The 22897-nt window shown below is 68.4% G+C and carries 22 protein-coding genes; 13 read left to right on the top strand and 9 right to left on the bottom strand.

The window, feature by feature from the left end:
- Nucleotides 1-8 precede the first annotated feature (8 nt).
- Entirely contained in the window at nucleotides 9-521 is a 513-nt protein-coding gene (locus tag IU476_RS16605; RefSeq protein WP_195101152.1) for an ImmA/IrrE family metallo-endopeptidase, read from the top strand.
- Nucleotides 518-1543, top strand: coding sequence for a hypothetical protein (locus IU476_RS16600; RefSeq protein WP_195101151.1), 1026 nt, complete (start codon nucleotides 518-520; stop codon nucleotides 1541-1543). Before IU476_RS16605 ends, IU476_RS16600 begins: the two co-directional genes overlap by 4 nt.
- Nucleotides 1544-1772: 229 nt before the next feature.
- Here IU476_RS16600 and IU476_RS16595 read toward each other — a convergent pair whose 3' ends face one another.
- Entirely contained in the window at nucleotides 1773-2189 is a 417-nt protein-coding gene (locus IU476_RS16595) for a helix-turn-helix domain-containing protein (RefSeq protein WP_011207048.1), read from the bottom strand.
- A 359-nt stretch (nucleotides 2190-2548) separates the two neighbouring features.
- Nucleotides 2549-3712 carry a steroid 3-ketoacyl-CoA thiolase gene (locus tag IU476_RS16590; protein ID WP_195101149.1) on the bottom strand — a complete coding sequence of 388 codons (1164 nt, stop codon included), beginning with the start codon at nucleotides 3710-3712 and terminating at the stop codon, nucleotides 2549-2551.
- 195 nt (nucleotides 3713-3907) lie between these two features.
- Here IU476_RS16590 and IU476_RS16585 point away from each other — a divergent pair, with 195 nt between their 5' ends.
- Nucleotides 3908-5107, top strand: a complete 1200-nt coding sequence (locus IU476_RS16585) for a cytochrome P450 (protein WP_228823854.1) — start codon at nucleotides 3908-3910, stop codon at nucleotides 5105-5107.
- A 71-nt stretch (nucleotides 5108-5178) separates the two neighbouring features.
- Here the strand turns inward: IU476_RS16585 and IU476_RS16580 are convergent, their stop codons facing one another.
- The 4 genes from IU476_RS16580 to IU476_RS16565 all read right to left on the bottom strand — a co-directional run bounded on the left by IU476_RS16580 (nucleotide 5179) and on the right by IU476_RS16565 (nucleotide 9069).
- Nucleotides 5179-5595: a nuclear transport factor 2 family protein gene (locus IU476_RS16580; RefSeq protein ID WP_195101145.1), complete on the bottom strand. Its 417-nt coding sequence runs from the start codon at nucleotides 5593-5595 to the stop codon at nucleotides 5179-5181.
- 249 nt (nucleotides 5596-5844) lie between these two features.
- Nucleotides 5845-7011 (bottom strand): thiolase family protein, encoded by a 1167-nt coding sequence (locus tag IU476_RS16575; protein ID WP_195101143.1) that lies wholly within the window; start codon nucleotides 7009-7011, stop codon nucleotides 5845-5847.
- Complete coding sequence (locus IU476_RS16570) at nucleotides 7008-8039, bottom strand: thiolase family protein (protein WP_195101140.1); 1032 nt, start codon at nucleotides 8037-8039, stop codon at nucleotides 7008-7010. The genes IU476_RS16575 and IU476_RS16570 overlap by 4 nt, the downstream gene beginning before the upstream one ends.
- A gap of 31 nt (nucleotides 8040-8070) precedes the next feature.
- Entirely contained in the window at nucleotides 8071-9069 is a 999-nt protein-coding gene (locus tag IU476_RS16565; protein ID WP_195101138.1) for a Zn-ribbon domain-containing OB-fold protein, read from the bottom strand.
- Between the two features lie 97 nt (nucleotides 9070-9166).
- Between IU476_RS16565 and IU476_RS16560 the strand changes: the two genes are divergently transcribed.
- From IU476_RS16560 to IU476_RS16545, 4 genes are all read left to right on the top strand, one after another.
- On the top strand, nucleotides 9167-10204 hold the full coding sequence (locus tag IU476_RS16560) for an LLM class F420-dependent oxidoreductase (RefSeq protein WP_195101137.1): 1038 nt from the start codon (nucleotides 9167-9169) through the stop codon (nucleotides 10202-10204).
- Nucleotides 10205-10234: 30 nt separating this feature from the next.
- Entirely contained in the window at nucleotides 10235-11776 is a 1542-nt protein-coding gene (locus IU476_RS16555) for an acyl-CoA synthetase (RefSeq protein WP_195101956.1), read from the top strand.
- A 181-nt stretch (nucleotides 11777-11957) separates the two neighbouring features.
- The gene (locus tag IU476_RS16550) at nucleotides 11958-13604 is read left to right on the top strand and encodes an acyl-CoA synthetase (protein ID WP_195101136.1); all 1647 of its coding nucleotides are present in this window, start codon (nucleotides 11958-11960) and stop codon (nucleotides 13602-13604) included.
- Between the two features lie 165 nt (nucleotides 13605-13769).
- A complete protein-coding gene (locus IU476_RS16545; protein WP_195101135.1) occupies nucleotides 13770-14771 on the top strand; it encodes a sigma-70 family RNA polymerase sigma factor in 1002 nt (333 codons plus the stop codon).
- 13 nt (nucleotides 14772-14784) lie between these two features.
- Here the strand turns inward: IU476_RS16545 and IU476_RS16540 are convergent, their stop codons facing one another.
- A complete protein-coding gene (locus IU476_RS16540; RefSeq protein ID WP_195101134.1) occupies nucleotides 14785-15201 on the bottom strand; it encodes a VOC family protein in 417 nt (138 codons plus the stop codon).
- Between the two features lie 155 nt (nucleotides 15202-15356).
- Here IU476_RS16540 and IU476_RS16535 point away from each other — a divergent pair, with 155 nt between their 5' ends.
- Nucleotides 15357-15920: an AAA family ATPase gene (locus IU476_RS16535; protein WP_195101133.1), complete on the top strand. Its 564-nt coding sequence runs from the start codon at nucleotides 15357-15359 to the stop codon at nucleotides 15918-15920.
- A gap of 220 nt (nucleotides 15921-16140) precedes the next feature.
- On the opposite strand, the gene IU476_RS16530 is transcribed toward IU476_RS16535, so the two are convergent.
- Nucleotides 16141-17241, bottom strand: a complete 1101-nt coding sequence (locus IU476_RS16530; protein ID WP_195101131.1) for an acyl-CoA dehydrogenase family protein — start codon at nucleotides 17239-17241, stop codon at nucleotides 16141-16143.
- 20 nt (nucleotides 17242-17261) lie between these two features.
- Nucleotides 17262-18455 carry an acyl-CoA dehydrogenase family protein gene (locus tag IU476_RS16525; RefSeq protein ID WP_195101129.1) on the bottom strand — a complete coding sequence of 398 codons (1194 nt, stop codon included), beginning with the start codon at nucleotides 18453-18455 and terminating at the stop codon, nucleotides 17262-17264.
- A 177-nt stretch (nucleotides 18456-18632) separates the two neighbouring features.
- Between IU476_RS16525 and IU476_RS16520 the strand changes: the two genes are divergently transcribed.
- The 5 genes from IU476_RS16520 (at nucleotide 18633) to IU476_RS16500 (ending at nucleotide 22896) form a co-directional block, all read left to right on the top strand.
- Nucleotides 18633-18821, top strand: a complete 189-nt coding sequence (locus IU476_RS16520; RefSeq protein WP_195101127.1) for a ferredoxin — start codon at nucleotides 18633-18635, stop codon at nucleotides 18819-18821.
- Between the two features lie 43 nt (nucleotides 18822-18864).
- Nucleotides 18865-19770 (top strand): 3-oxoacyl-ACP reductase, encoded by a 906-nt coding sequence (locus IU476_RS16515; protein ID WP_195101125.1) that lies wholly within the window; start codon nucleotides 18865-18867, stop codon nucleotides 19768-19770.
- A gap of 282 nt (nucleotides 19771-20052) precedes the next feature.
- The gene (locus tag IU476_RS16510; protein ID WP_195101124.1) at nucleotides 20053-20817 is read left to right on the top strand and encodes an MlaE family ABC transporter permease; all 765 of its coding nucleotides are present in this window, start codon (nucleotides 20053-20055) and stop codon (nucleotides 20815-20817) included.
- Between the two features lie 4 nt (nucleotides 20818-20821).
- Nucleotides 20822-21673, top strand: coding sequence for an MlaE family ABC transporter permease (locus IU476_RS16505; protein ID WP_195101123.1), 852 nt, complete (start codon nucleotides 20822-20824; stop codon nucleotides 21671-21673).
- 5 nt (nucleotides 21674-21678) lie between these two features.
- Nucleotides 21679-22896, top strand: a complete 1218-nt coding sequence (locus tag IU476_RS16500) for an MCE family protein (RefSeq protein WP_195101122.1) — start codon at nucleotides 21679-21681, stop codon at nucleotides 22894-22896.
- Nucleotide 22897 lies beyond the last annotated feature (1 nt).

The raw sequence follows: 22897 nt of genomic DNA, 5'->3' as shown, positions 1-22897 counted from the left end.
GGTGACCGATGACCGAGAGTCGCGCACAGAGTAGTCGTTCCTACCGCCGGGTCGCCGCCGCCGTGGACGCGGTCTGCGCGGTGGCCGCCGATTTCGACGCCACAACCCTCGACGAGGTGGTGCTGGCGATCTCGGCCGAACGCCGCCGCCCCATCGAGATCGCCAGCGCCCAACTGGGTCCCGGCGTGTGCGGACAGCGCCGCAGCTATCCCGACAAGGACGTGATCGTGCTGGCCGCCTCCCTACCCAGCCGCGACCACACCCTCGCGCACGAGCTGGGCCACATCGTCTTCGACCACCCCGGCGAGCCGGCCCCCGAGGTCACCCTCGAGGCCAGCGACGATCTGATCGCGTACATGCTCAGCCAGCGCGCGCATCAGCAGATCGTCGACGACGGCGAGGACGAGCAGTGCGAATGGGAGGCCGAGACCTTCGCCAGCATGCTGATGACCCGGCTGCGTGTGTTCCACAACCGAGGCGCCGGCGTCTCGGTCCTTCGATTCGACGAGGCACTGGGATGACGTTCTGGCTGACTGCCCTGCTGGTCTGGATGGCCGCCGGCGCGCGCGTCGGACGCGTGCTGGTGAAGCCGGCGACGACGGCCCGCGTCGCGATCGTGGTCGCGGTGGCGGCCGTCGCCGCGGCCGCCACGGTGACCATCCCCGAGGTGAGCGTGGCCCTGGACCACCTGCGGCCCAACGGCATTCGCGGGCAGATGCTCGCCGACCGGGTCGAGGCGGCGGCCTGGCTGCTGTTCACCGTCGCGACCTCGGTGGTGGCCGCGGCGGCCTGGCCGGTGGTCTCGCGGCGCAATCTGCGGCAGATCGCCGCCTACATCTACGCCGGCGGCCTGGTCGCGATCGCCGTCACGCTGTCCTGGTCGACCCTGTTCGGCTGGGTGGCGACGCTGCTCGGGTGCGCGTTCATCGTGCTCACCGGCCTGCGCAACCTGGACTGGACGGCGCTGGGCCGCGGCATCGCGCTCTACACCTCCGGCACCGCCCTGGTGGGGGTGCTGGCCGCGCTGTCGGTCCGCCGCCTGGCCCTCGACATCGATCCCGAGCCGCCGGGCGAACCCGGCTGGTTCTGGCCGGCCTGGCAGGTCGCGAGCCTGCTGATCGCGGTCGGCGCGGTGTGGATCGTGATCGAGCTGTGGGCCCGAGCGCGCCTGCTGCTGCGGCAGATTCGGCCGCTGCACCGCACCATGGTGGGCCGCTTCCCCGAGGTCGTGGCCAAGGACCAGACCGGCTCCACCACCCAGCTCAAGGCCTCCGACCAGGTCGCGCAGATCATGGACGCGCTGTATCTGCAGTCCGGCGGGGGAGTGGAGCTGGCGGTCGCGGGACGGCCGGTGGACTCGATCACCGAACGCGCGGATCGGGTCGCGCAGTGGGCGCGGCATCCGCTCGGCGAGGTGGTGGTGGACGCGCGCTGGATCGCGCCGCCGGAGGGCCTGAGTCCGCGCGGCTGGGTGCAGGCGATCGCCCGCGCCTTCGAGTCGACCTCGCCGGAACCGCGCGAGGCCGCGTCGACACGGCACTGAGCCGCCCGCGTCACAGACGCCCGGTATTCGCCCAACCAACCGGTCTCGCGGTGTGGATCACATCGGAAACAACGCGTTCGGGCATGGCAGAGCGCCTCGGGACCGGCGTCGAACGCACGGACGAACTCCGTGCACGACTGTCACCGAAGCGTGCTCCGCTTCGGTCGCAGTCGCAAAACAAACACAGTGCGGTTCCGAGTCACCGCACTGTGTCGCTTTGTGAGACTTGCTATTCCGTGCCGTCCGGCGGAATCTCAGGCAGTCCCTCACTCGCTCGAAGCTTCTCGGCCATCGAGGTCAGGAGGTTCTGCGATTCTTCTGAGAGGTCGAACGCCCTACTCGACAACCGACGCAGTCCGTAGCCCTGCAGCTGGGACAGCAGCTCCAGATCGTGATCGATCTTGGCGGCATAGATGTCGTTGAAGAAGTAGTCCGGTTTGACCTTGAAGAACTTTGCCAACGCGGCCACCGTCTCGTCTGACGGGTTGGTCCGCTGTCCCGACCGCAACTGGGAGAGATACGGTTTCGAGATCGGATGGCCTGAGGCCGTCAACGCAGCCGCCACCTCGGCGTTGGTGTGCGGCTTACGCCCCGGGGGATGCACGGTTTCGAACAGCTTGTTCAGCCGCGCCGCGAAATCAGCCATTGTGAGCCGCCCAATTCCCTTCGCTGTACTAACAGTCGTTATCTCGGATACGTATCATTGATATTAGCGGCTGAGTAACTGAAAACCTACGCCTGATTCGCGATTTCCTTGAAGCTTCCAGGGGGCCGGTTCGCGAAGCGGTTGTGGCCGGGGCGTTTGCGGGCCACCGCAACGGTTGTTGGGAACCGCAGGTGGAGAGCGGTTCTGGCCCGTCGCGGGGGTCTCGAGCGACGGGCCTCCGGTAACCGCAAGATAGCTGACATCTCATCGTTCCTTCTGTACCGACTTTTGTGTGGTGTACGCCACGTTTGACGGTTTCTGGGATGAACGTTCAACTATCTGCGCTAATCACGGTGCACTTACAGACGTTCGATGATGGTTCCCGTCGCAAGTGCGCCACCGGCGCACATGAGGACCATCGCGACCGACTTGTCGGACCGCTCCAACTCGTGCAGCGCCGTCGTGATCAGCCGCGACCCGGTGCTGCCGACCGGATGCCCGAGCGCGATCGCGCCGCCGTTGACGTTCACCTTATCCATATCCGGCCCGTGCACCGAAGCCCAGGACAGCGGCACCGAGGCGAAGGCCTCGTTGATCTCGAACACGTCGATGTCGGAGATGCTCATCCCGGACCGTTCCAGCAGGCGGGTGGTCGCCTGCACCGGCCCGTCCAGGTGGAATTCGGGTTCCGCGCCGACCAGCGCCTGCGTGACGATGCGGGCGCGCGGGCGCAAACCCGCACGGGCGGCGGCCTGTTCGTCCATCAGCAGCACCGCGGCCGCGCCGTCGGAGACCTGCGACGAGGTGCCGGCGGTGTGAATTCCGCCCGCCAGCACCGGCTTCAGCTTCGCCAGCCCCTCCCGGGTGGTCTCGCGCAGGCCCTGGTCGCGGTTGACGTCGAGCTTCTCGCCGGTCGGGTTGCCCTCCTTGTCGACCTGCGGCGCGGTGACAGTGAGGACCTCGCGCTCGAAGCGCCCCTCCGCCCAGGCGCGCGCCGCGAGACGCTGTGAGCGAACGCCGAATTCGTCGATGTCGTCGCGAGTGATGCCGCGCCGCTTGGCGATTCGCTCGGCCGCCTCGAACTGGTTGGGCATATCGATGTCCCAGCTCGCGGGGCGGCGCGGCCCGGCGTTCTCGCCGACGTTGGCGCCCAGCGGCACGTGGCTCATCGACTCCACGCCGCAGGCCAGGCCGATGTCGATGGCGCCGGCGGCGATCAGCCCGGCGATCAGGTGATTGGCCTGCTGGGCCGACCCGCACTGGGCGTCGATGGTGGTGGCGCCGGTCTGCCAGGGCAGCCCGGCGTGCAGCCAGGCCGTGCGGGTGACGTTGTTGCCCTGCTCGCCGACCTGCATCACGCAGCCGCCGATGACCTGCTCGACCAGTGCGGGATCCAGGTGCGCGCGCTCGATCACCCCCCGCTGGGCGGCACCGAGCACCTCGGCGGCGTGCAGGCCGGCCAGCCAGCCGCCGCGTTTGCCGATCGGCGTGCGTGCGGCCTCGACGATGACGGGAGTGCCCATGTCCGTTCCTTTCGCGCAGAAACTGAAACAAGTTCTGCGAACATTCTGAGTCTGATTATCCGCTCCTTCACTAGTTGTACCGCCTATGCTTCAATGACGGTAGAACCTGTTTCAGTTAGTCGAAGGAGACAGCTGGTGGTAGACACGCGCCCCGCTCCGAACCTGCCCGACGGTTTCGACGTCACCGACCCGGCGATGTGGGAAGAGCGGGTGCCGGTCGAAGAGCTCGCGGAACTACGCCGGGCCGCTCCGATCTGGTGGAATCCGAAGTCGCCCGAGGTCGGCGGTTTCCACGACGACGGCTTCTGGGTGGTCTCCAAGCACGCCGACGTCAAGGAAGTCTCGCGGCGCAGCGACGTGTTCTCCAACTACGAGAACACCGCCATCCCGCGCTTCAACGACGACATCAAGCGCGAGCAGATCGACCTGCAGCGTTTCGTGCTGCTCAACCAGGACGCGCCGCAGCACACCCGGATGCGCAAGCTGATCTCCAAGGGCTTCACCCCGCGCGCGGTCAACGGCCTCCGCGAGGAGCTGTCGACCCGGGCCCGCGGCATCGTCGAGGCCGCGGCGGCGTCGGGTTCGGGCGACTTCGTCACCCAGGTGGCGTGCGAGCTGCCTCTGCAGGCGATCGCCGAACTGATCGGCGTGCCGCAGGAGGACCGGATGAAGCTGTTCCAGTGGTCCAACGACATGACCGGGTACGACGACCCGGAGTCGACGGCCGATCCGCTCGCCGCGTCGACCGAGATCCTCGGCTACGCCTGGCAGATGGCCGAGGCGCGCAAGGGTTCCCCGGCCGACGACATCGTGACCCAGCTGGTCAACGCCGATATCGACGGCGAGGCGCTGACCTCCGAGGAGTTCGGCTTCTTCGTCATCCTGCTGGCCGTGGCCGGCAACGAGACCACCCGCAACGCCATCAGCCACGGCATGGCCGCCTTCCTCGACAACCCGGACCAGTGGGAGCTGTTCAAGGAGCAGCGCCCCAAGACCGCGGCCGAGGAGATCATCCGCTGGGCCACCCCCGTGTCCTCGTTCCAGCGCACCGCGCTCGAGGACACCGAGTTGGCCGGCGTGCAGATCAAGCAGGGGCAGCGCGTGGTGATGCTGTACCGCTCGGCCAATTTCGACGAAGAGGTCTTCGAGGACCCCTATCGGTTCGACATTCTGCGCGACCCCAACCCGCACCTGGCCTTCGGCGGCACCGGGGCGCACTTCTGCATCGGCGCCAACCTGGCCCGGCTGGAGATCGACCTGATCTTCAACGCCATCGCGGACCACCTGCCCGACATCGGCAAGCTGGGCGACCCGCGCCGGCTGCGGTCGGGCTGGCTCAACGGCATCAAGGAGTTCCCGGTGGACTACAAGGGCGGTTGCCCGGTCGCCCACTGAGGCGAAGACGACGAAAAGGGCGGGGCACCGGCTGGTGCCCCGCCCTTTCTCGGTCCCCACCGATCCCGGCGTCAGGCCGGTCGCATGGTTTTCATGGCGCGGTCGGCCTCCCAGAACGCCCGCAGCGCGGCGATCTTGCCCGCCTCGTCCACGCGGTAGGTGAACACGCCCTCGGCGTCGATCACCTGCCCGCCGATGTGCGTGCGGATCAGGCCGGTGAAGGCGACCTCGTTGCCGCAGGCGAAGGAGTCGCCGAACAGGAACTCGATCGATTCGGTCGAGGCGATCGCCTTGTCCCAGAAGGCGCCGATGGCCTCGCGGCCGCGGTGGCCCCGGCCCTCCGGATCGAACACCGAGGGCCCGATCGGGTCCTCGACGATGCCGTCGGCGGCGAAGAGGTCCAGCCAGGCGGCCTTGTCCCGGGCGCGCACCGCGGCCTGCGAGGCGTGCCCGGCGAGCCGGGCGGGATGGTCGGTGGTCGTCGTCATGCGGATGCTCCTATCGGTCCGGCGAAACGAGCGATACAGACCACTTGGATTTCGAAAGACTGGTCAGTTCGGTCGTATTCGCTACGCGGCTCGGTGAGTTTGCCGATGGTTTTGCAGATGTTCTCGTAGAAGCGCGCCGACCGCGGCGGGACCGGGCTCATCCGCACGGTCCGAAATCGAAGAATTCGCGCCGGAATTCGATCGTGCGGCCGCGATACCCGAAAAATCCGCATTCCTCGGCGGTTATCGTCACGGGCGTTCCGATCCCACGACCCACATCGAGAAGTACTGCGATCCACCGCCGTAGGCGTGCCCGAACGCCTTGCGGGCGTTCTCGACCTGGTACGCCCCGGCGCGCCCCATCACCTGCTTGGCGGCCTCGGCGAAGCGGATCAGGCCGGAGGCGCCGATCGGGTTGGAGCTGAGCACGCCGCCGGACGGGTTGACCGGCAGCTTCCCGCCGATCTCGGTCTCGTGGGCGTCGGTGAGCTTCCAGCCCTCGCCCTCGGGCATGAAGCCCAGATTCTCCAGCCACATCGGCTCGAACCAGGAGAACGGCACGTAGATCTCGGCGGCGTCGATCTCCTCGAGCGGATTGGCGATCCCGGCCTGCTTCCACAGCGCCGCGGCGGCGTCGCGGCCGGCCTGCGGGCTGACCTGGTCGCGACCCGAGTACGCCAGCGGCTCGGTGCGCATCGCGGTGCCGTGCACCCAGCCGACCTTCTTCCCGGACGCCTCGACGGCCCGCGCCGACTCCTCGTCGCCGAGCACGATCGCGCAGGCGCCGTCGGAGGAGGGGCAGGTCTCGTCGAATCGGATCGGGTCCCACAGCATCTGCGAGGCCAGCACCGACTCCATGGTGATGTCGCCCTGCTGGAGATGGGCGAGCGGATTCTTGGCGCCGTTGCGGCGGTCCTTGGCCGCGACCATCGCCCCGATGTGCAGCGGCGCGTTGGACCGGCGGATGTAGGCCCGCACGTGCGGGGCGAAGTAGCCGCCCGCGCCCGCGCCGACCGGCTTGGTGAACGGGACCGGATTCGACAGTGCCCACATGGCATTCGATTCCGACTGCTTCTCCCAGGCCACCGCGAGCACCTTGCCGTGCACGCCGGCCTGCACGTGGTTGGCCGCCACGATGCCGGTGGAGCCGCCGACCGAGCCCGCGGTGTGCACGCGCAGCAGCGGTTTCCCGGTGGCGCCCAGGGCATCCGCCATGAACAGCTCGGGCATCATCGAACCCTCGAACAGGTCCGGCGCCTTGCCGACGACGACGGCGTCGATGTCGGCCATGGTGAGTTCGGCGTCGTCCAGCGCGCGATCGATGGCCTCGCGGCACAGGCCCGCCATGGACACATCGGTTCGTTTCGTCACGTGATGGGTTTGTCCGGTGCCGAGCACCGCGGCGAGGTTGGTCATCGTGCCTCCAGGGTGGCCACCAAGTTCTGTTGCAGCGCAGGGCCACTCGCCGCGTGGGCGAGGGCGCGGTTCGCGTTGCCGTTGATGATCTCGGTCGCGGCGAAACCGATCCGTTCGAGTCCGGCCGCGAACATCGGGTTGCCCGCCAGCGCGCCGCCCGAGGGATTGATGCGGGTGGTATCGCTCAGTCCCAGTGCTTGTTTCAGGATCAGCTGCTCGTGGCTGAACTGCGCGTGCAGTTCGGCGATGTCGAAATCGCCGGTGTCGCCGTTGCGCACGGCCTGCGCCGCCGCGGCGGCCGACGGCGAGGTGGTCAGGTCGCGGGCGCCCAGGATCGGGGTGTCGATGCGGTGCGCCATGCCGGTCAGCCAGGCCGGTCGCTCGCACAGCTCGCGGGCGCGGTCGCCGGTGGCGAGCACGATGGCGGCAGCGCCGTCGGTGATGGGCGCGATGTCGTGCTCACGCAGCGGGTCAGCGACATACGGTGCGGCGAGCCGCTTCTCGATCTCCGCGTCGTCGGCGGCGGACACCGCGGCCATGTCCCGCTCGGTCCAGCGTCCGGCGTCCAGTCCGGCGCGGGCCTGCAATCCGGCCATCGAGACGGCGTCCGGCCACAGCGGCGCGACCAGGTACGGGTCGGTCTGCATGGTCAGGACCTGGCGCAGCGTGCCCGCCGAGGCCTTGCCGAAGCCGTAGACCAACGCGGTCTTCGCCTGGCCGGAGCGCAGTTTCACCCACGCCTCGTACAGCGCCCAGGCCGCGTCCATCTCCACGTGCGACTCGTTGATGGGCGGCACCGCGCCGATCGAGTCGATCGCCGAGATGAACGAGAAGGCGCGCCCGGCAAGGTAATCCGAGGAACCCGAGCACCAGAAGTCGATGTCGCCGACGGTGATGCCGAGCTTGTCGTACAGGTGCCGGAAGCACGGCACCAGCATCTCGACACCGTTGGTGGTGCCGTAGGTCTCCGAAACGTGCGGTGCGTGGGCGAATCCCACCACCGCGATGTCGGTTACGTTGTTGCTCAAGGTATTTCAGCTCTCTTCCGAAGCGCCGGCGCTACAGGTGCTGCGCGAAGGTCTCGTAGTCGGCGTCGGGTTCGCCGGTGGGCTCGAAGTGCGAGATGTTGTCCAGACCCTCGAAGGTCCACTCCTCGCGGGGTTTCCAGGACGCCTTGACCCGCATGCCCATGCGCACCTCGCTGGCCTCGCAGCCGAGCACCAGGTGCAGGAACGGGATGTCGGACCCGTCCAGCAAGATGTAGGCGGCGACGTAGGGCGGCTTGATGCGCTGACCCTGGAACGGCACGTTCACGATGCAGAAGGTGGTGACGATGCCGGTGTCGGCGAGGTCGACGTAGTCCTCGGTCGGCTCGCCGGTGCGCGGGTCGGCGCCGCGCGGCGGGAAGTACACCTTGCCGTCGGCCGCGCGGGCACCCACCAGCCGGCCCTCCGCGATGCCCCGGAGGTACACCGTCTCCTGCGGGGCCGCGGTGTGCTTGTAGCTCAGGTCGATCGGCGTGACGATGCCGGTGATCGGCTCGCCCTCGGACGCGGGCGGCGTTGGGGCCGTGGAGGTTTCGCCGGGCTCGAAGCAGGCGATGTCGTGGATGCCGCCGCTCCGTTCGGCGGCCCAGCGGGCGCGCACGCGCATGCCGGTGCGCATCGCGTCGGCGGAGTCGACGTCGACAGCGTGCAGCAGTGCGGTGTCCGCGCCGTCGAGCTTGATCAGCGCCCAGGCGAAGGGGCGGTCGAAGGGCTGGCCGGGCAACGGGTCCCGGACCCAGCTCCAGCTCTGCACGGTGCCCACGTCGGCCACGTCGACGAAGTCGGTCAGCGCGTCGGCGGTGACCGGATCGTATTCGGCCGGTGGCACGAAGACCCGGCCGTCGGACCCGCGTACGCCGACGATCCGGCCGTCCCGCAGACCGGTCAGGAACCGGCCGATGGTCGGCCCGACCGAGCGGGTGTAGTCGAACTTCATGCGTAGTTCCGCGGCGAGCACGTCGGGCGTGGTTCCCGTTTCCGGGCCACTCGCTTCGGCAACAGTGCCGGTCATGGTGTTCCCCTGAGTCACGATATCGAGTAGAACAGGTTCTTATTCTGGTGGCAAGAGTAGCCCGCCGGAGGGCGCGCCCTCCAAGGAAGGATCGGTCATGCGTTTCGGATTGCAGCTCGGGTACTGGGGCGCGCAGCCGCCGTCCAATGCCGGGGAACTGGTGACCGCCGCCGAGGCGGCCGGTTTCGACGCGGTGTTCACGGCGGAGTCGTGGGGCTCGGACGCGTTCACGCCGCTGGCCTGGTGGGGGTCGCGGACCAGCCGGGTGCGGCTGGGCACCTCGGTGGTGCAGCTGTCGGCGCGCACGCCCGCGGCCACCGCGATGGCGGCGCTGACGATGGATCACCTCAGCGGCGGCCGGCACATTCTCGGGCTCGGCGTCTCGGGGCCGCAGGTGGTCGAGGGCTGGTACGGCCAGCCGTTCGCCAAACCGTTGCAGCGGACCCGCGAGTACGTCGGGATCGTCCGTCAGGTGCTCGCGCGGGAGGGCAAGGTGGTGAGCGCGGGACCGCACTTCCCGATGCCCTACACCGGGCCGGACGCGACGGGTCTGGGCAAGCCGCTCAAGCCGATAACCCACCCGCTACGTGCGGATCTGCCCATCTGGCTGGGCGCCGAGGGCCCCAAGAACGTGGCGCTGACCGCCGAGATAGCCGACGGCTGGCTGGCGATCTACTACACGCCCCGGCTCGCCGGAATGTACAACGAGTGGCTCGACGAGGGGTTCGCCCGCGCGGGTGCCCGGCGTTCGCGCGCCGACTTCGAGATCGCCGCCACCGCGCAGGTCATCCTGACCGACGACCCGAAGGCCGAACTGGACCGGTTGCGCCCGGTGATGGCGCTCTACATCGGCGGCATGGGCGCGGAGGAGCTGAACTTCCACGCCCAGGTGTATCGGCGGATGGGCTACGGCGAGGTCGTCGACGAGATCACCCGGCTGTTCCGCTCCGGCCGCAAGGACGAGGCGGCGGCCGCGGTGCCCGACGAGCTGATCCTCGACACCACGATCATCGGCGATGAGGCGCACGTGCGCGAGCAGCTGAAGGTGTGGGAGCAGGCGGGCGTCACCATGCTGCTCGTCGGGGTCCGCGACGTCGCGCAGTTCGAGGCGCTGGCACCCCTTGTCCGCGGTTAGAACACGTTCTAGATTCGAGAGGTGACTTCGATGGAGCAGGCGCAGCAGCTGGGATTGTGGAATATCGCCGCCGCCGCACCCGAACGGATCGCCGTCGTCGATCCGTCGGGTCGGCAGGTCAGCTACGCGGAACTGGCCGGCCAGGCCGACCGCCTGGCGAAAGGCTTGCGGGCCAAGGGCTTGCGCGCCGGTGACGTGCTGGTCTCGATGGTGCACAACAGCGCCGAGGCGCTCGCGGTGTACTTCGCGGCCTATCAGTCCGGGCTGTACATCGTCGCGGTGAACTGGCATCTGACCGGACCGGAGGTGGCCTACATCCTCGGCGACAGCGAGGCGAAGGTGTTCGTCGCCGACGAGCGCTTCGCCGAGGCCGCCCGGATCGCCGCCGAGGAGGCGAAAGTCCCTGCGGGCGCACGCTATTCGGTGGGGACGGTCGAGGGCTTCCAGCCGCTGGCGGAGCTGGGCGCGGGCGAGACCGGCCGCCCCGACGACCGCACGACCGGCGCGCCGATGCTCTACACCTCGGGCACCACCGGCCGTCCCAAGGGTGTGCGCCGCCCGCTGACCGGCGCCGATCCGGATGTGGTCGGGCCGCAGGCGACCGGCTTCTTCGGCCTGTTCGGCATCCGGCCGTTCGACGACCACGTACACATCTGCGGCTCGCCGCTCTATCACACCGCGGTGCTGAACTTCGCCTCCATCTCGATTCAGTTGGGGCACACCGTGGTTCTGATGGACAAGTGGGATCCGGAGGAGATGCTGCGGCTGATCGAGCGGCACCGGGTCACCCACAGCCACATGGTGCCGACCCAGTTCCACCGCCTGCTGGCGCTGCCGGAGGAGGTGCGCGCGAAGTACGACGTGTCCTCGCTGCGCTGCATGATCCACGGCGCGGCGCCGTGCCCGCAGGAGACCAAGCGCCGGATGCTGGAGTGGTGGGGGCCGGTCGTCACCGAGTACTACGCCGCGACCGAGGGCGGCGGCACGTCCATCTCCGGCGAGGAGTGGTTGCGCAAGCCCGGTTCGGTCGGCAAGGCCTGGCCGTACGCGGTGGTGAAGGTGCTCGACGACGACGGCAACGAGGTGCCGCCCGGCGAGACCGGCACCGTCTACATGCGCATGGGCGGCTCCAACTTCGAGTACCACAAGGACAAGGCCAAGACCGAGGACGCCCGCGTCGGCGACCTGTTCACCGTCGGCGACATCGGGCACATGGACGCCGACGGCTATCTGTACCTGCACGACCGGCGCTCGGACCTGATCCTGTCCGGGGGCGTGAACATCTATCCCGCCGAGATCGAGGGCGAGCTGATCACGCACCCGAAGGTCGCCGACGTCGCGGTGTTCGGCATCCCGCACGAGGACTGGGGCCAGGAGGTCAAGGCGGTCGTGCAGCCGGCCGAGGGCGTGCGCGCCGACGACGACCTCACCCGCGAGCTGATGGCGTTCGCCGCGAGCCGCCTGGCCAAGTACAAACTGCCCCGCAGCATCGACTACCTGGACGAACTGCCCCGCGACCCGAACGGAAAGCTCTACAAGCGCAAGATCCGGGACCGCTACGTGCAGGCGTAGCGGCCCGAAGCCGCGACGACAGCCCGCCCGGCCTGTGCCGGGTGGGCCGGTCGTGTTGTGCCGCAACGTCTTTCGCCGTTCCGAGGACGTATCGGCGGTCGGCGGCTATCGTCACGATCGAATTCGTAAACGGTGTAAATTGACTCTTGTCAGGACCAAGAACACGTTCTATTTTTGTCCTGTGAGCTACAACATAGCGGACCTTGTCGAACACACCGTCGACCTCGTGCCGGACCGCGTCGCTCTGGCTGACGACACCCGGTCGGTGACGTACGCCCAGCTGGAGGACCGGACCAACCGACTCGCGCACTACCTGCAGGAACAGGGTGTGGGGCCGGGGGACAAGGTCGGCATCTACTCGCGCAACACCATCGAGGCCGTGGAGGCCATGGTGGCGGTGTTCAAGGCGCGGGCGGTGATGATCAACATCAACTTCCGATACGTCGAGAACGAGTTGCAATATATTTTCGACAATTCGGATATGGTCGCGCTGATTCACGAGCGGCGGTACACCGACCGGGTGGCCGGCGTCCGGCCGAACACCCCGAAGCTGAAGACCGTGCTGGTCGTGGACGACGGCACCGACGCGCCCACCGCGGCCGACTCGATCGGCTACGAGGAGGCGCTGGCGGCCTCACACGGCGAACGCGACTTCGGCGACCGCTCGCCCGACGACATCTTTATGCTCTACACCGGCGGCACCACCGGCATGCCCAAGGGCGTGATGTGGCGGCACGAGGACTGGTGGCGGGTGCTCGGCGGCGGCATCAACTTCCTCACCGGCGAGTACGTGCAGGACGAGTGGCAGCAGGCCAAGGCCGGCGCCGGCAACGCGCAGATGGTGCGCTACCCGATCCCGCCGATGATCCACGGCGGTTCGCAGACCGCGACCTTCCACGGCCTGTTCGACGGCGGCAAGACCGTCATGCTGCCGGAGTTCAGCGGGCACGGCGTGTGGCAGGCGATCGACCGCCACGGCATCAACATGATCTTCATTACCGGCGACGCCATGGCGCGGCCGATGCTCGACGCGCTGAAGGCCGGGAACCCGGAAACCGGTGAGCCGTACCAGCATTCGAACCTGTGGGCGATGGCCAGCAGCGCCGCGCTGTTCTCGCCCGCGCTGAAGGACGAGTTCATCGAGCTGCTGCCCAACACCGTCATCACCGACTCGATCGGCTCCTCGGAGACCGGCTTCGGCGGGCTGTCGGTGGTGTCCAAGGGCGCCACCCACACCGGCGGCCCGCGGGTGAAGATCGACGCCTCCACCGAGGTGCTCGACGAGAACGGCAACCCGGTGGTCCCGGGCTCCGGGCAGGTCGGGCTGCTGGCGCGCAAGGGGCACATCCCGGTCGGCTACTACAACGACCCGGTGAAGACCGCGGCGACGTTCAAGGAGTTCAACGGGATTCGCTACTCCATCCCCGGGGACTACGCCCGGGTGGAGGAGGACGGCACCGTCACCATGCTCGGCCGCGGTTCGGTGAGCATCAACAGCGGCGGCGAGAAGATCTACCCCGAGGAGGTCGAGGGCGCGCTCAAGTGTCACCCCGAGGTCCTCGACGCGCTGGTCATCGGCGTCCCGGACGAGCGCTGGGGTCAGCGGGTGGCCGCGGTGGTGCAGTGCCGCTCCGGTAAGCGACCGAGCCTCGACGAGCTGCGCCCGGTGCTGACGCGGGAGATCTCCTCCTACAAGCAGCCCCGCAGCATCTGGTACGTGGACGAGATCAAGCGCTCGCCGGCCGGCAAGCCGGACTACAAGTGGGCGCACGCGCACGCGGAGTCCCGCGCGGCCGACGAGGACGCGCCCGCACCGGCCACCAAATAGCGGCGGTCGGCCCTCCGGTCGTTCCGGGTGAAACTTCCGGCCGGAACGACGGGAGAGCGGCCGGATTGTCCGGTTCGGAACGGCCGTGACTCATGTCACGTTTGAGACTCGGAAGCCCGCAAAGCTGGGGTGTTTCTTGTCGGTGCCGTGTGCCAGAGTGTGTCCATGAGCAAGCTGGGCAGTTCCGCCGGCACCGCGACCGAGGTCACACACGAGGTGCTGGAGCAGTTCGAGGGGTATCGGCGGGAGCTGTGCGCTTACGCCTACCGCATGCTGGGTTCCTCGTTCGAGGCCGAGGATGCCGTGCAGGACGCGTTCACCCGGGCGTGGAAGGCCTACGACTCGTTCGAGGGCCGGTCCAGCCTGCGGTCGTGGCTGTACAAGATCACCACCAACGTCTGCCTGGACATGCTGGACGGGCCGCAGCGGCGGGCCCGGCCGATGGACCTGTCGGGTCCGTCCAGTCCGGACACCCCGCTGCCGCCCGCGCAGCCGGATTACGTCTGGGTCGAGCCGATCCCGAACGGCATGGCCTTCGGCGCCGACCCGGCCGAGCACGCCACCGCGAAGGATTCGCTGCGGCTGGCCTTCGTGGCCGCGGTGCAGCATCTGCCCGCCACCCAGCGCGCCATCCTCATCATGCGCGAGGTACTCCGCTTCTCCGCCAACGAGACCGCCGACATGCTCATGATGTCGCCGGCCTCGGTGAACAGCGCCCTGCAGCGGGCCCGCGCCACCATGTCCAAGGTGCAGCCGAAGGAGTCGGGCGGCTACGACGAGTCCGACGAGAAGCAGCGCAAGCTGGTCGACAGTTTCGTGCAGGCCTTCGAGGCCTACGACATGGACACCCTCACCTCCCTGCTGAAGCAGGACGTGGCGCTGTCCATGCCGCCGTTCGAGCTGTGGGTCTCCGGCCCGGAGAACGTCGCCCGGTTCATGGTCACCACGGGGCACGAGTGCCGCGGCTCGAAGATGGTCCCGCTGGCGGGCGCCAACGGCCTGCCGGCCTTCGGGCACTACAAGCCCACCGCGGAACCCGGTGTGTACCACCCGTGGTCGATCACCGTGCTCGAACTCGAGGGTAAGCAGATCAGCGGCCTGCACTTCTTCCTGGATACCGACCGGATGTTCCCGCTGTTCGGGCTGCCGCCGGAGCTGCGGGTGTAGGGGGCGCGGGCGGTCAGCTGCCCGGATAGGCCATGCAGAAGGGCTCCCAGTGGTGGCCGTCCGGGTCGATGAAGCTGCGGCCGTGCATGCCGACCTGGGCCTCCTGCGCGCGTTTCGCCTCGTCGAGTTCCTCTGTGGCGCCCGCCGCCAGCGCCGCGGTCGTGAGTTCGTCGACCTCCTGCGCGCTGCTCAGGGAGAGCGCGTAGACCGAGCCGGTGGCCGCGCGGGTGTCGGCGATCGGGCGCGAGGTGAAGGTCTGGAAGAAGGGTTTCACCAACAGCATGAGGCAGATGTTGTCGTCGACGACGACGCAGGCGGCATTGTCGTCGGTGAAATCCTGATTCACCTTCCAGCCCAGGGCCTCGTAGAAGGACTTGGACCGGTCCAGGTCGGTGACGGGCAGGTTCAGGAAGATCATCTTGCTGGCCATGGCAGGCCCCTTTCGACGGCGCAGTCGGGTGCGGCTACATCGGTTCGGACGACGCGGGCCGCCGAAACTCATCGGAAGGTTGCCGACCGTAACGAAATACCTGGGCGGCCGAAATTGGGCTGCGGTGCGGTGGGAGCCCCGGTTACCGTCCGGCTATGACCGATTCGAACGACATCGGCCACCGCGGCGCGGCGGTCTATCTGCTCACCGGCATTCAGGCGGCCGGGAAGTCGACTGTGGCACAAGCGCTTGCCGAACGGCTCGACCGCTCGGCGCATGTGCGCGGGGACGCCTTCCGCCGATTCGTGGTGCGCGGCTTCGAGCCGATGTCGCCCGAGCCGACTCCGGAAGCCCTCGAGCAACTGCGCCTGCGGCACCGCCTGGCGGCCCAGGCGGCGGACGGCTACGCGGCCGCGGGCTTCACCGCCGTGCTGCAGGACGTGATCCTCGGCGAGTTCCTCCCCTACACGATCGCGCAGATCCGCACCCGCCCGCTCTACGTCGTCGTCCTCGCCCCGCGCCCAGAGGCCGTAGCCCAGCGCGAGGCCGCCCGCACCAAGAAGGCCTACGGCACCTTCACCGTCACCGACCTCGACCAGACTCTCCACACCGAAACCCCCCGCATCGGCCTCTGGCTCGACACCACCAACCTCACCGTCGCCCAGACGGTCGACGAAATCCTCACCCGCGCAAAGCCGATCCCCGACATGCCTTCCTAGTCCTCCCGGCATGTCTGCCTAGTCATCCCGGCATGCTTTTGGCCGGGATCCACCCCCGCAGTGTGGATTCCGGCCAAGAACACGCCGGAATGACGGAGGTGTGCCGTACCGGGTCGACGGGTTACCGCGCCGGGACGACAGGAGTGCCCCGCGCCGAGGTGATGGACGGACGAAACCGCCCGCACTCGAAGCGAAGTGCGGGCGGCTCGGGTCCGAGCGACTAACCGGCCAGGTGGGCGCCGAGGGCGCGGAGGTGGTCGGTGGCGCCGCCGAGGGCGAACTCGTTGTGTTTGGCGGCGGTGAAGTAGTTGTGGACGATGTGGTCGCGGTCGATGCCGACGCCGCCGTGCACGTGGACCACGGTGTGGGCGATGCGGTGGCCGGCCTCGGCGGCCCAGAACTTGGCCGTGTGGATCTCCGGCTCGGCGGGCAGGCCCTCCGACAGCAGCCAGGCCGCCTGGGTCACGGCGAGCCGCAGGCCCTGCAGGTCGATGTAGCCGTCGGACAGGCGCTGCGCCACCGCCTGGAAGCTGCCGATCTTGCGGCCGAATTGCTCACGCTCCCGGCCGTATTCGGCCACCAGCTCCAGCGCGCGCTCCAGCGTGCCCAGCTGCTGGGCGGCCAGCCCCAGCCAGCCGCGGGCCAGCAGCCAGTCCAGGATCTCCGCGCCCTGCTCGACCGTGCCCACCAATTCGGCGGGGGCGCTGTCGAATTCGAGTTCGGCCTCCGGGCTGCGGTCGACCACCTGCTGTCCCGTCACCCGCACGCCCGCGGCCGCGGGATCGACCAGGAAGGCGGCGGCAGCGCCGGACACATTCGCCGACACCAGGATTCGCGACGCCTGCTCGGCGTAGGGCGTCACGGTCTTGGCGCCGGTCAGCCGCCACCCGTCACCGTCCGGGGTGGCGGTGGTGGTGGGCCGGGTCGGCTCCCAGTTGCGCTCCTCGGACAGCGCGACCGTCAGAATCGCGTCGCCCGCAGCGGCTTTCGCGGCGTGCTCGCGCTGCGCGTCCGAGCCGAAGGCGGCCAGCGCGCCCGCGCCGAGCACGACCGACCACAGGTACGGCACCGCCGCGACGTGCTTGCCCAGCTCGCGCAGCACCGCGGTCTGCTCCAGCGCGCCCAGGTCGCTGCCGCCGACGGACTCCGGCAGCGTCGCCGCCAGTACTCCGGTCTCGCCCAGCGACCGCCACAGCGGCTCGTCGAAACGCACCGGCGCGGTGTCGAGTTCGCGCAGCCGATCGGCGGTGACCAGCTTCCCGCACACCTCACCGGTGAGCCGGGCCAGATCCTGCTGTGCTTCGGTATTCGTGAAATCCATGATGGTTACTCAGCTTTCGGTCAACGCGCCGCGGCCGGCTGCTTCAGGGCGGTCATGGCGATGATGTCGCGCTGCACCTCGTTGGTGCCGCCGCCGAAGGTCAGGATCAAGCAGGCGCGGTGCATGCGCTCGAGCCGCCCGCGCAGCGCGGCCCCCGGGGAGTCCTGGCGCAGGTAGGCTTGCGGCCCCAGCACCTCCATGAGCAGGCGGTAGGCCTCGGTGGCCAGCTCGGTGCCCAGCACCTTGCAGGTGGAGGCGTCCCACGGCCGCGGCGCGGCGTCGCCGCCGGCGTCGGCGCCCGAGGCGATCTCCCAGTTCAGCAGCTTCAGGTACTCGATCTTGGCGTGCACGCGGGCCAGGTTCAGCCGCACCCACTCGCCGTCGATGACCCGGGCGCCATTGGAATCCTTGGTCTCCCTGGCCCATTCGACGGTCTGGTTCAGCGCCAGCTGCAGCGGCGCGGCGGAGGTCAGCGCCACCCGCTCGTGGTTGAGCTGGTTGGTGACCAGCGACCAGCCGCCGTTCTCGGGCCCGACCATCGCGGTGTGCGGCACCCGCACGTCCTGGTAGTAGGTGGCGCTGGTGTCCGGCCCGGCCATCGTGTGCACCGGCGTCCAGGAGAAGCCCTCGGCCGTGGTCGGCACGATGAACATGCTGATGCCCTTGTGCTTCTTGGCATTCGGGTCGGTGCGGGCGGCCAGCCAGATGTAGTCGGCGTACTGGATGAGGCTGGTCCACATCTTCTGCCCGTTGATCACCCAGTCGTCGCCGTCGCGCACCGCGGAGGTGCGCAGCGAGGCCAGGTCGGTGCCGGCCCCGGGCTCGGAGTAGCCGATGGAGAAGTGCAGTTCGCCCGCCGCGATCTTGGGCAGGAAGAACCGCTTCTGCTCCTCGGTGCCGTAGTGCATGATCGTCGGCGCCACCGAGTTGATGGTCAGGAACGGCACCGGCGCGCCCGCGATCGCGGCCTCGTCGGTGAAGATCAGCTGATCCATGGTGGAGCGGTCCTGGCCGCCGAACTCCTTCGGCCAGCCCAGCGCGAGCCAGCCGTCGCGGCCCATGTCCCGCACGACCTCGCGGTAGACGTCGCCGTGGCCGTATTCGCCGGTCTGCGCCGACAACGCCGCGCGGCGTTCCGGAGTGATCAGCTCGGCGAAGTACTCGCGCAGCTCGGCGCGCAGTTGTTCCTGTTGCGGGGTATACGCAATCCGCATGGCGGGTTACCTCATCACTCGTTCGATAGCCGTTCGGTATGGCGCGGGGCGGTAGCACCGATCATTGCACATCGACTGAAACATGTTCCAGTATGGAGCGCGGATCCGGCCGCTTCAGCCGCGGCGGCCGGGAATGGCTTGTAGGCTCGGCACCATCTGCGGCAAAGGGAGTTGTCAATGAAGCTGAGTGTGGACTTCGATCAGTGCGAGGCCAACGGGATCTGCGTCGGAATCGCGCCCGACGTCTTCGAACTCGACGACGAGGACATGCTGCACGTGGCGGTGACCGAGGTGCCCGCGGATCGCCTGGCCGATGTCGAGACCGCGGTGGCGCAGTGCCCGAAGGCGGCCCTCAAACTCGAGTGACCCGATGCTTGCCGTGAACTGGAACACGTTCTAGAGTCACGGCGTGGTTGAAAGCGAACTGAGTCTGTCCGGCCGAGTGGCGATTGTGACCGGAGCCGGTGCCGGACTGGGCCGGGCCGAGGCGCTCGCGCTGGCCGGCGCCGGTGCGGCGGTGGTCGTCAACGATCTGGCCGAGAACGACGCGGTGGCCGCGACGCTGGCCGATATCCGGGCGCTCGGCGCCAAGGCGGAATTCGTCGCCGGCAGCGTTGCCGAGCGGGCGACCGCCGATGCGCTGATCGCCACCGCCGAGGAGACCTTCGGCGGTGTCGACATCGTGGTCAACAATGCCGGCATCACCCGCGACCGGATGCTGTTCAACATGTCCGACGAGGACTGGGACGCGGTGCTCGCCGTGCATCTGCGCGGGCACTTCCTGTTGTCGCGCAACGCCGCCGCCTACTGGCGCGGCAAGTCCAAGCAGGCCGGCGAGCCGGTGTACGGGCGGTTGATCAACACCGCCTCCGAGGCCGGTCTGCTCGGCCCCGAGGGGCAGGCGAACTACGCGGCCGCCAAGGCCGGCATCACCGCGCTCACCTTGTCCGCGTCGCGCGCCTTGGCGCGCTTCGGCGTCAAGGCCAACGCGATCTGCCCGCGGGCGCGCACCGCGATGACCGAGAAGGTCTTCTCGGCGGCGCCGGAGGGCGAGGTCGACCCGCTGGCGCCCGAGCACGTGGCCCGGCTGGTCGCCTACCTGGCCGCGCCGGGTGCGGCGGCGATCAGCGGACAGGTCTTCGTGGTCTACGGGCCGATGGTCGCCTTGATGGCGGCCCCCGAGGTGGAGCGGCGCTTCGACGCCGAGGGCGCGGAATGGTCGCCCGCCGCGCTGGCCGACACCCTCGGCGCCTACTTCGCCGAGCGACCGTCGGGGCGTACGTTTTCCGCGGCGGCGCTGCACGATCTCGGCTGAGCGGCCAACTGAGGGCGGCTGCCCCGCACGTCGGTTGATCAGCGGTCGGGCAGTTGGTAGACATGGACTTCGGGTGGTGTGCGCCTCCTCACAAAGGAGACCTGTACGCCGTATGAACAGGTTCTAACTCTTGATTACGGTTCGAGAGAAATGGGCAGCTCAAAACTCGAAATTCTGTCCAGAATGCAGATGAACATGTTCTAATCTTCGAGACGGCATCGGCGCCGCGCCGCGCGCCGTCACAGGCAGTATGTGCAAGGCACGGCAAGGAGGAATCGCGGAATGAACCAGGTTCTCGCCGTGCCGATGCAAGCGGTAGGGGGCTTCTTCGAACTCACCGCCGCCGTGGCGCGGGCCCTGGTGCGGCCCCCGTTCCAGCGCCGGGAGTTCATCGACCAGTCCTGGTTCGTCGCGCGCGTCTCGATCGCCCCGACCCTGCTGGTCGCCATCCCGTTCACCGTGCTGGTGAGCTTCACGCTCAACATCCTGCTGCGCGAGATCGGCGCGGCCGACCTGTCCGGTGCGGGCGCCGCGTTCGGCGCGGTCACCCAGATCGGGCCGATGGTCACCGTGCTGATCGTGGCGGGCGCGGGCGCCACCGCGATCTGCGCGGACCTGGGCGCGCGCACCATTCGCGAGGAGATCGACGCCATGCGCGTGCTCGGCATCGATCCCGTGCACCGGTTGGTGGTGCCGCGCGTGCTGGCGTCGATGTTCGTCGCGGCGTTGCTCAACGGCCTGGTGTGCACGATCGGCATCGTCGGCGGCTTCTTGTTCTCGGTATTCCTCCAGGGCGTCAATCCCGGCGCCTTCGTCAACGGGATCACGCTGCTGACACATCTGCCCGAATTGGTCATCTCCGAGGTGAAGGCCACGCTGTTCGGCCTGATCGCCGGGCTGGTGGCGTGCTACCTCGGACTCAATGTCAGAGGCGGTCCCAAGAGTGTCGGTGACGCGGTCAATCAGACGGTGGTGTTCTCCTTCATGGCGCTGTTCGTGGTGAACGTCGTGGTCACCGCCGTCGGCATCAAGTTCACGGTGCGGTGACGGCATGGCCTTCGTGATCGAATCCCGCTTCCCGCGTACTGTGCGACGAGTGCGGAGGTTGTCCGACTCGCTCGACAACATCGGGCGGCATGCACTCTTCTACGCGCAGTCGATGGCAGCGGTCCCGCGCGCGCTCACGCACTACCGCACCGAAACCATTCGGTTGATCGCCGAGATCAGCATGGGCAGTGGCGCACTCGCGGTGATCGGCGGCACGGTGGTGATCGTCGGATTCCTGACGCTGTTCGCCGGCGGCACCATCGCGGTGCAGGGCTACAGTTCGCTGGGCAATATCGGCGTCGAGGCGCTGACGGGCTTCTTCGCGGCGTTCATCAATGTCCGCATCGCGGCGCCGGTGATTTCCGGAATCGGCCTCGCGGCGACCATCGGCGCCGGCGCCACCGCGCAATTGGGCGCGATGCGGGTGGCCGAGGAGATCGACGCGCTGGAATCGATGGCCATTCGCCCGGTGCCGTTTCTCATCGGGACCCGGGTGCTGGCCGGAATGATCGCGATCATTCCGCTGTACGCGCTCGCGGTGATCGCGTCGTTCGTGGCCAGCCGGTTCGCGACCGTGGTGATCTACGGGCAGTCGGCGGGCGTGTACGACCACTACTTCTCCACGTTCCTGATTCCCAGCGACATTCTGTGGTCGTTCGTGCAGGCGATCTTCATGGCCCTGGCGGTCATGCTGATCCACACCTATTACGGCTATCACGCCTCGGGCGGCCCGGTCGGCGTCGGCGTCGCGGTCGGTAACGCGGTGCGCGCGTCGCTGGTCGCGGTGGTGACGGTGACCCTGTTGGTCTCGCTGGCCATCTACGGCACCTCCGGCAATTTCCATCTCTCCGGGTAGGCGGTATGGCGGCAAACAAACTGGTCGAAAAGGACGGCGCCGGGCGGATATTCGGTGCCGGCTGGGGTGTGAAACTCGCCGGGCTGGCCTTCGTGCTGAGCCTCGCGGCGGTCGTCGCGGTCGCGCTGACGATGTTCGCCGGCGGTTTCACCGACACCCGGACCGTCTTCGTCGACGCGCCGCGCGCGGGCCTCGTGCTCGACCCCGACGCGAAGGTGAAGATTCGCGGCGTGGAAATCGGCCGGGTGGCGTCCGTTTCGTATACCGGTGACCATGCGCGGTTGCAGCTGGCGGTCGATCCGGAACAGCTGAAGCTGGTGCCCGCCAATGCCGGTGTGGACATCCGGTCCACCACCGTCTTCGGCGCCAAGTACGTGAATTTCGAGGTGCCCGAACAACCGGCGACGGATTCGCTGCGGCCGGGCTCGACGCTGAGCGCCAAGGCCGTGACGGTCGAATTCAATACGCTGTTCCAGCATTTGACCGACGTGCTCGCGAAGGTGCAGCCGGAGAAGCTGAACGCCACGCTCACCGCTTTGGGCACCGCGCTCGAGGGCCGCGGCGACAAACTCGGCCAATTGCTGGTCGACAGCGATCAGTTGCTGAAGGACTTCAACCCGAGCCTGCCCGACCTGCAACGCGACCTGCGGACCTCGATCCCGGTGACCAACCTGTACGCCGACACCGTGCCGGATCTGTTGCGCAGCACCGACAATGCCGCGGTCACCGGCGGCACGATCGTCGACGAGGAGCGCAACTTCGACGCCATGCTCGTGAATCTCATCGGCCTGGCCGACACCACCACGCCCATCCTGCGCGACAACGAGCAGTCACTGGTGACGGCCCTGGATCTGTTGCGCCCCACCACCGATCTGCTCTACCAGTACCGTTCGGCGCTGAACTGCGTGGTCGAGGGGATCGGCACCAACGTCGACGTGATGAACCAGATCTTCGGCGGCAGCGGCGCCGGCGTGCTGCTGAACGCCGGCTTCATGCCCGGCGGCGAGCCCTACCAGTACCCGAAGGACCTGCCCAAGGTGAACGCCACCGGCGGCCCGCACTGCGAGAACATCATGGACCGCGTGCCGGGCAGCCACTCCAACTACCTGGTCACCGACACCTCCGAGGGCGAGGTGTGGACCCCCGAGCTGCACTCGCATCTCAACGGCCCCAGGGTCTTTCAGCTGATGTTCGCCGGAATGCCGGGGGTGCCCAACCCGTGAG

Source organism: Nocardia blacklockiae, from assembly GCF_015477355.1.
Taxonomy (GTDB): Bacteria; Actinomycetota; Actinomycetes; order Mycobacteriales; family Mycobacteriaceae; genus Nocardia; species Nocardia blacklockiae.
Note: the sequence above shows the minus strand (reverse complement) of the source record. Positions and strands in the feature narration are given on the sequence as shown.

What these genes read in the sequence shown, in the direction of transcription:
- IU476_RS16605 (WP_195101152.1), top strand. Translation starts at nt 9, where the DNA reads ATGACCGAGAGTCGCGCACAGAGTAGTCGTTCCTACCGCCGGGTCGCC.
- IU476_RS16600 (WP_195101151.1), top strand. Translation starts at nt 518, where the DNA reads ATGACGTTCTGGCTGACTGCCCTGCTGGTCTGGATGGCCGCCGGCGCG.
- IU476_RS16595 (WP_011207048.1), bottom strand. Translation starts at nt 2,189, where the DNA reads ATGGCTGATTTCGCGGCGCGGCTGAACAAGCTGTTCGAAACCGTGCAT.
- IU476_RS16590 (WP_195101149.1), bottom strand. Translation starts at nt 3,712, where the DNA reads ATGGGCACTCCCGTCATCGTCGAGGCCGCACGCACGCCGATCGGCAAA.
- IU476_RS16585 (WP_228823854.1), top strand. Translation starts at nt 3,908, where the DNA reads ATGTGGGAAGAGCGGGTGCCGGTCGAAGAGCTCGCGGAACTACGCCGG.
- IU476_RS16580 (WP_195101145.1), bottom strand. Translation starts at nt 5,595, where the DNA reads ATGACGACGACCACCGACCATCCCGCCCGGCTCGCCGGGCACGCCTCG.
- IU476_RS16575 (WP_195101143.1), bottom strand. Translation starts at nt 7,011, where the DNA reads ATGACCAACCTCGCCGCGGTGCTCGGCACCGGACAAACCCATCACGTG.
- IU476_RS16565 (WP_195101138.1), bottom strand. Translation starts at nt 9,069, where the DNA reads ATGACCGGCACTGTTGCCGAAGCGAGTGGCCCGGAAACGGGAACCACG.
- IU476_RS16560 (WP_195101137.1), top strand. Translation starts at nt 9,167, where the DNA reads ATGCGTTTCGGATTGCAGCTCGGGTACTGGGGCGCGCAGCCGCCGTCC.
- IU476_RS16555 (WP_195101956.1), top strand. Translation starts at nt 10,235, where the DNA reads ATGGAGCAGGCGCAGCAGCTGGGATTGTGGAATATCGCCGCCGCCGCA.
- IU476_RS16545 (WP_195101135.1), top strand. Translation starts at nt 13,770, where the DNA reads ATGAGCAAGCTGGGCAGTTCCGCCGGCACCGCGACCGAGGTCACACAC.
- IU476_RS16540 (WP_195101134.1), bottom strand. Translation starts at nt 15,201, where the DNA reads ATGGCCAGCAAGATGATCTTCCTGAACCTGCCCGTCACCGACCTGGAC.
- IU476_RS16535 (WP_195101133.1), top strand. Translation starts at nt 15,357, where the DNA reads ATGACCGATTCGAACGACATCGGCCACCGCGGCGCGGCGGTCTATCTG.
- IU476_RS16530 (WP_195101131.1), bottom strand. Translation starts at nt 17,241, where the DNA reads ATGGATTTCACGAATACCGAAGCACAGCAGGATCTGGCCCGGCTCACC.
- IU476_RS16525 (WP_195101129.1), bottom strand. Translation starts at nt 18,455, where the DNA reads ATGCGGATTGCGTATACCCCGCAACAGGAACAACTGCGCGCCGAGCTG.
- IU476_RS16520 (WP_195101127.1), top strand. Translation starts at nt 18,633, where the DNA reads ATGAAGCTGAGTGTGGACTTCGATCAGTGCGAGGCCAACGGGATCTGC.
- IU476_RS16510 (WP_195101124.1), top strand. Translation starts at nt 20,053, where the DNA reads ATGAACCAGGTTCTCGCCGTGCCGATGCAAGCGGTAGGGGGCTTCTTC.
- IU476_RS16505 (WP_195101123.1), top strand. Translation starts at nt 20,822, where the DNA reads ATGGCCTTCGTGATCGAATCCCGCTTCCCGCGTACTGTGCGACGAGTG.
- IU476_RS16500 (WP_195101122.1), top strand. Translation starts at nt 21,679, where the DNA reads ATGGCGGCAAACAAACTGGTCGAAAAGGACGGCGCCGGGCGGATATTC.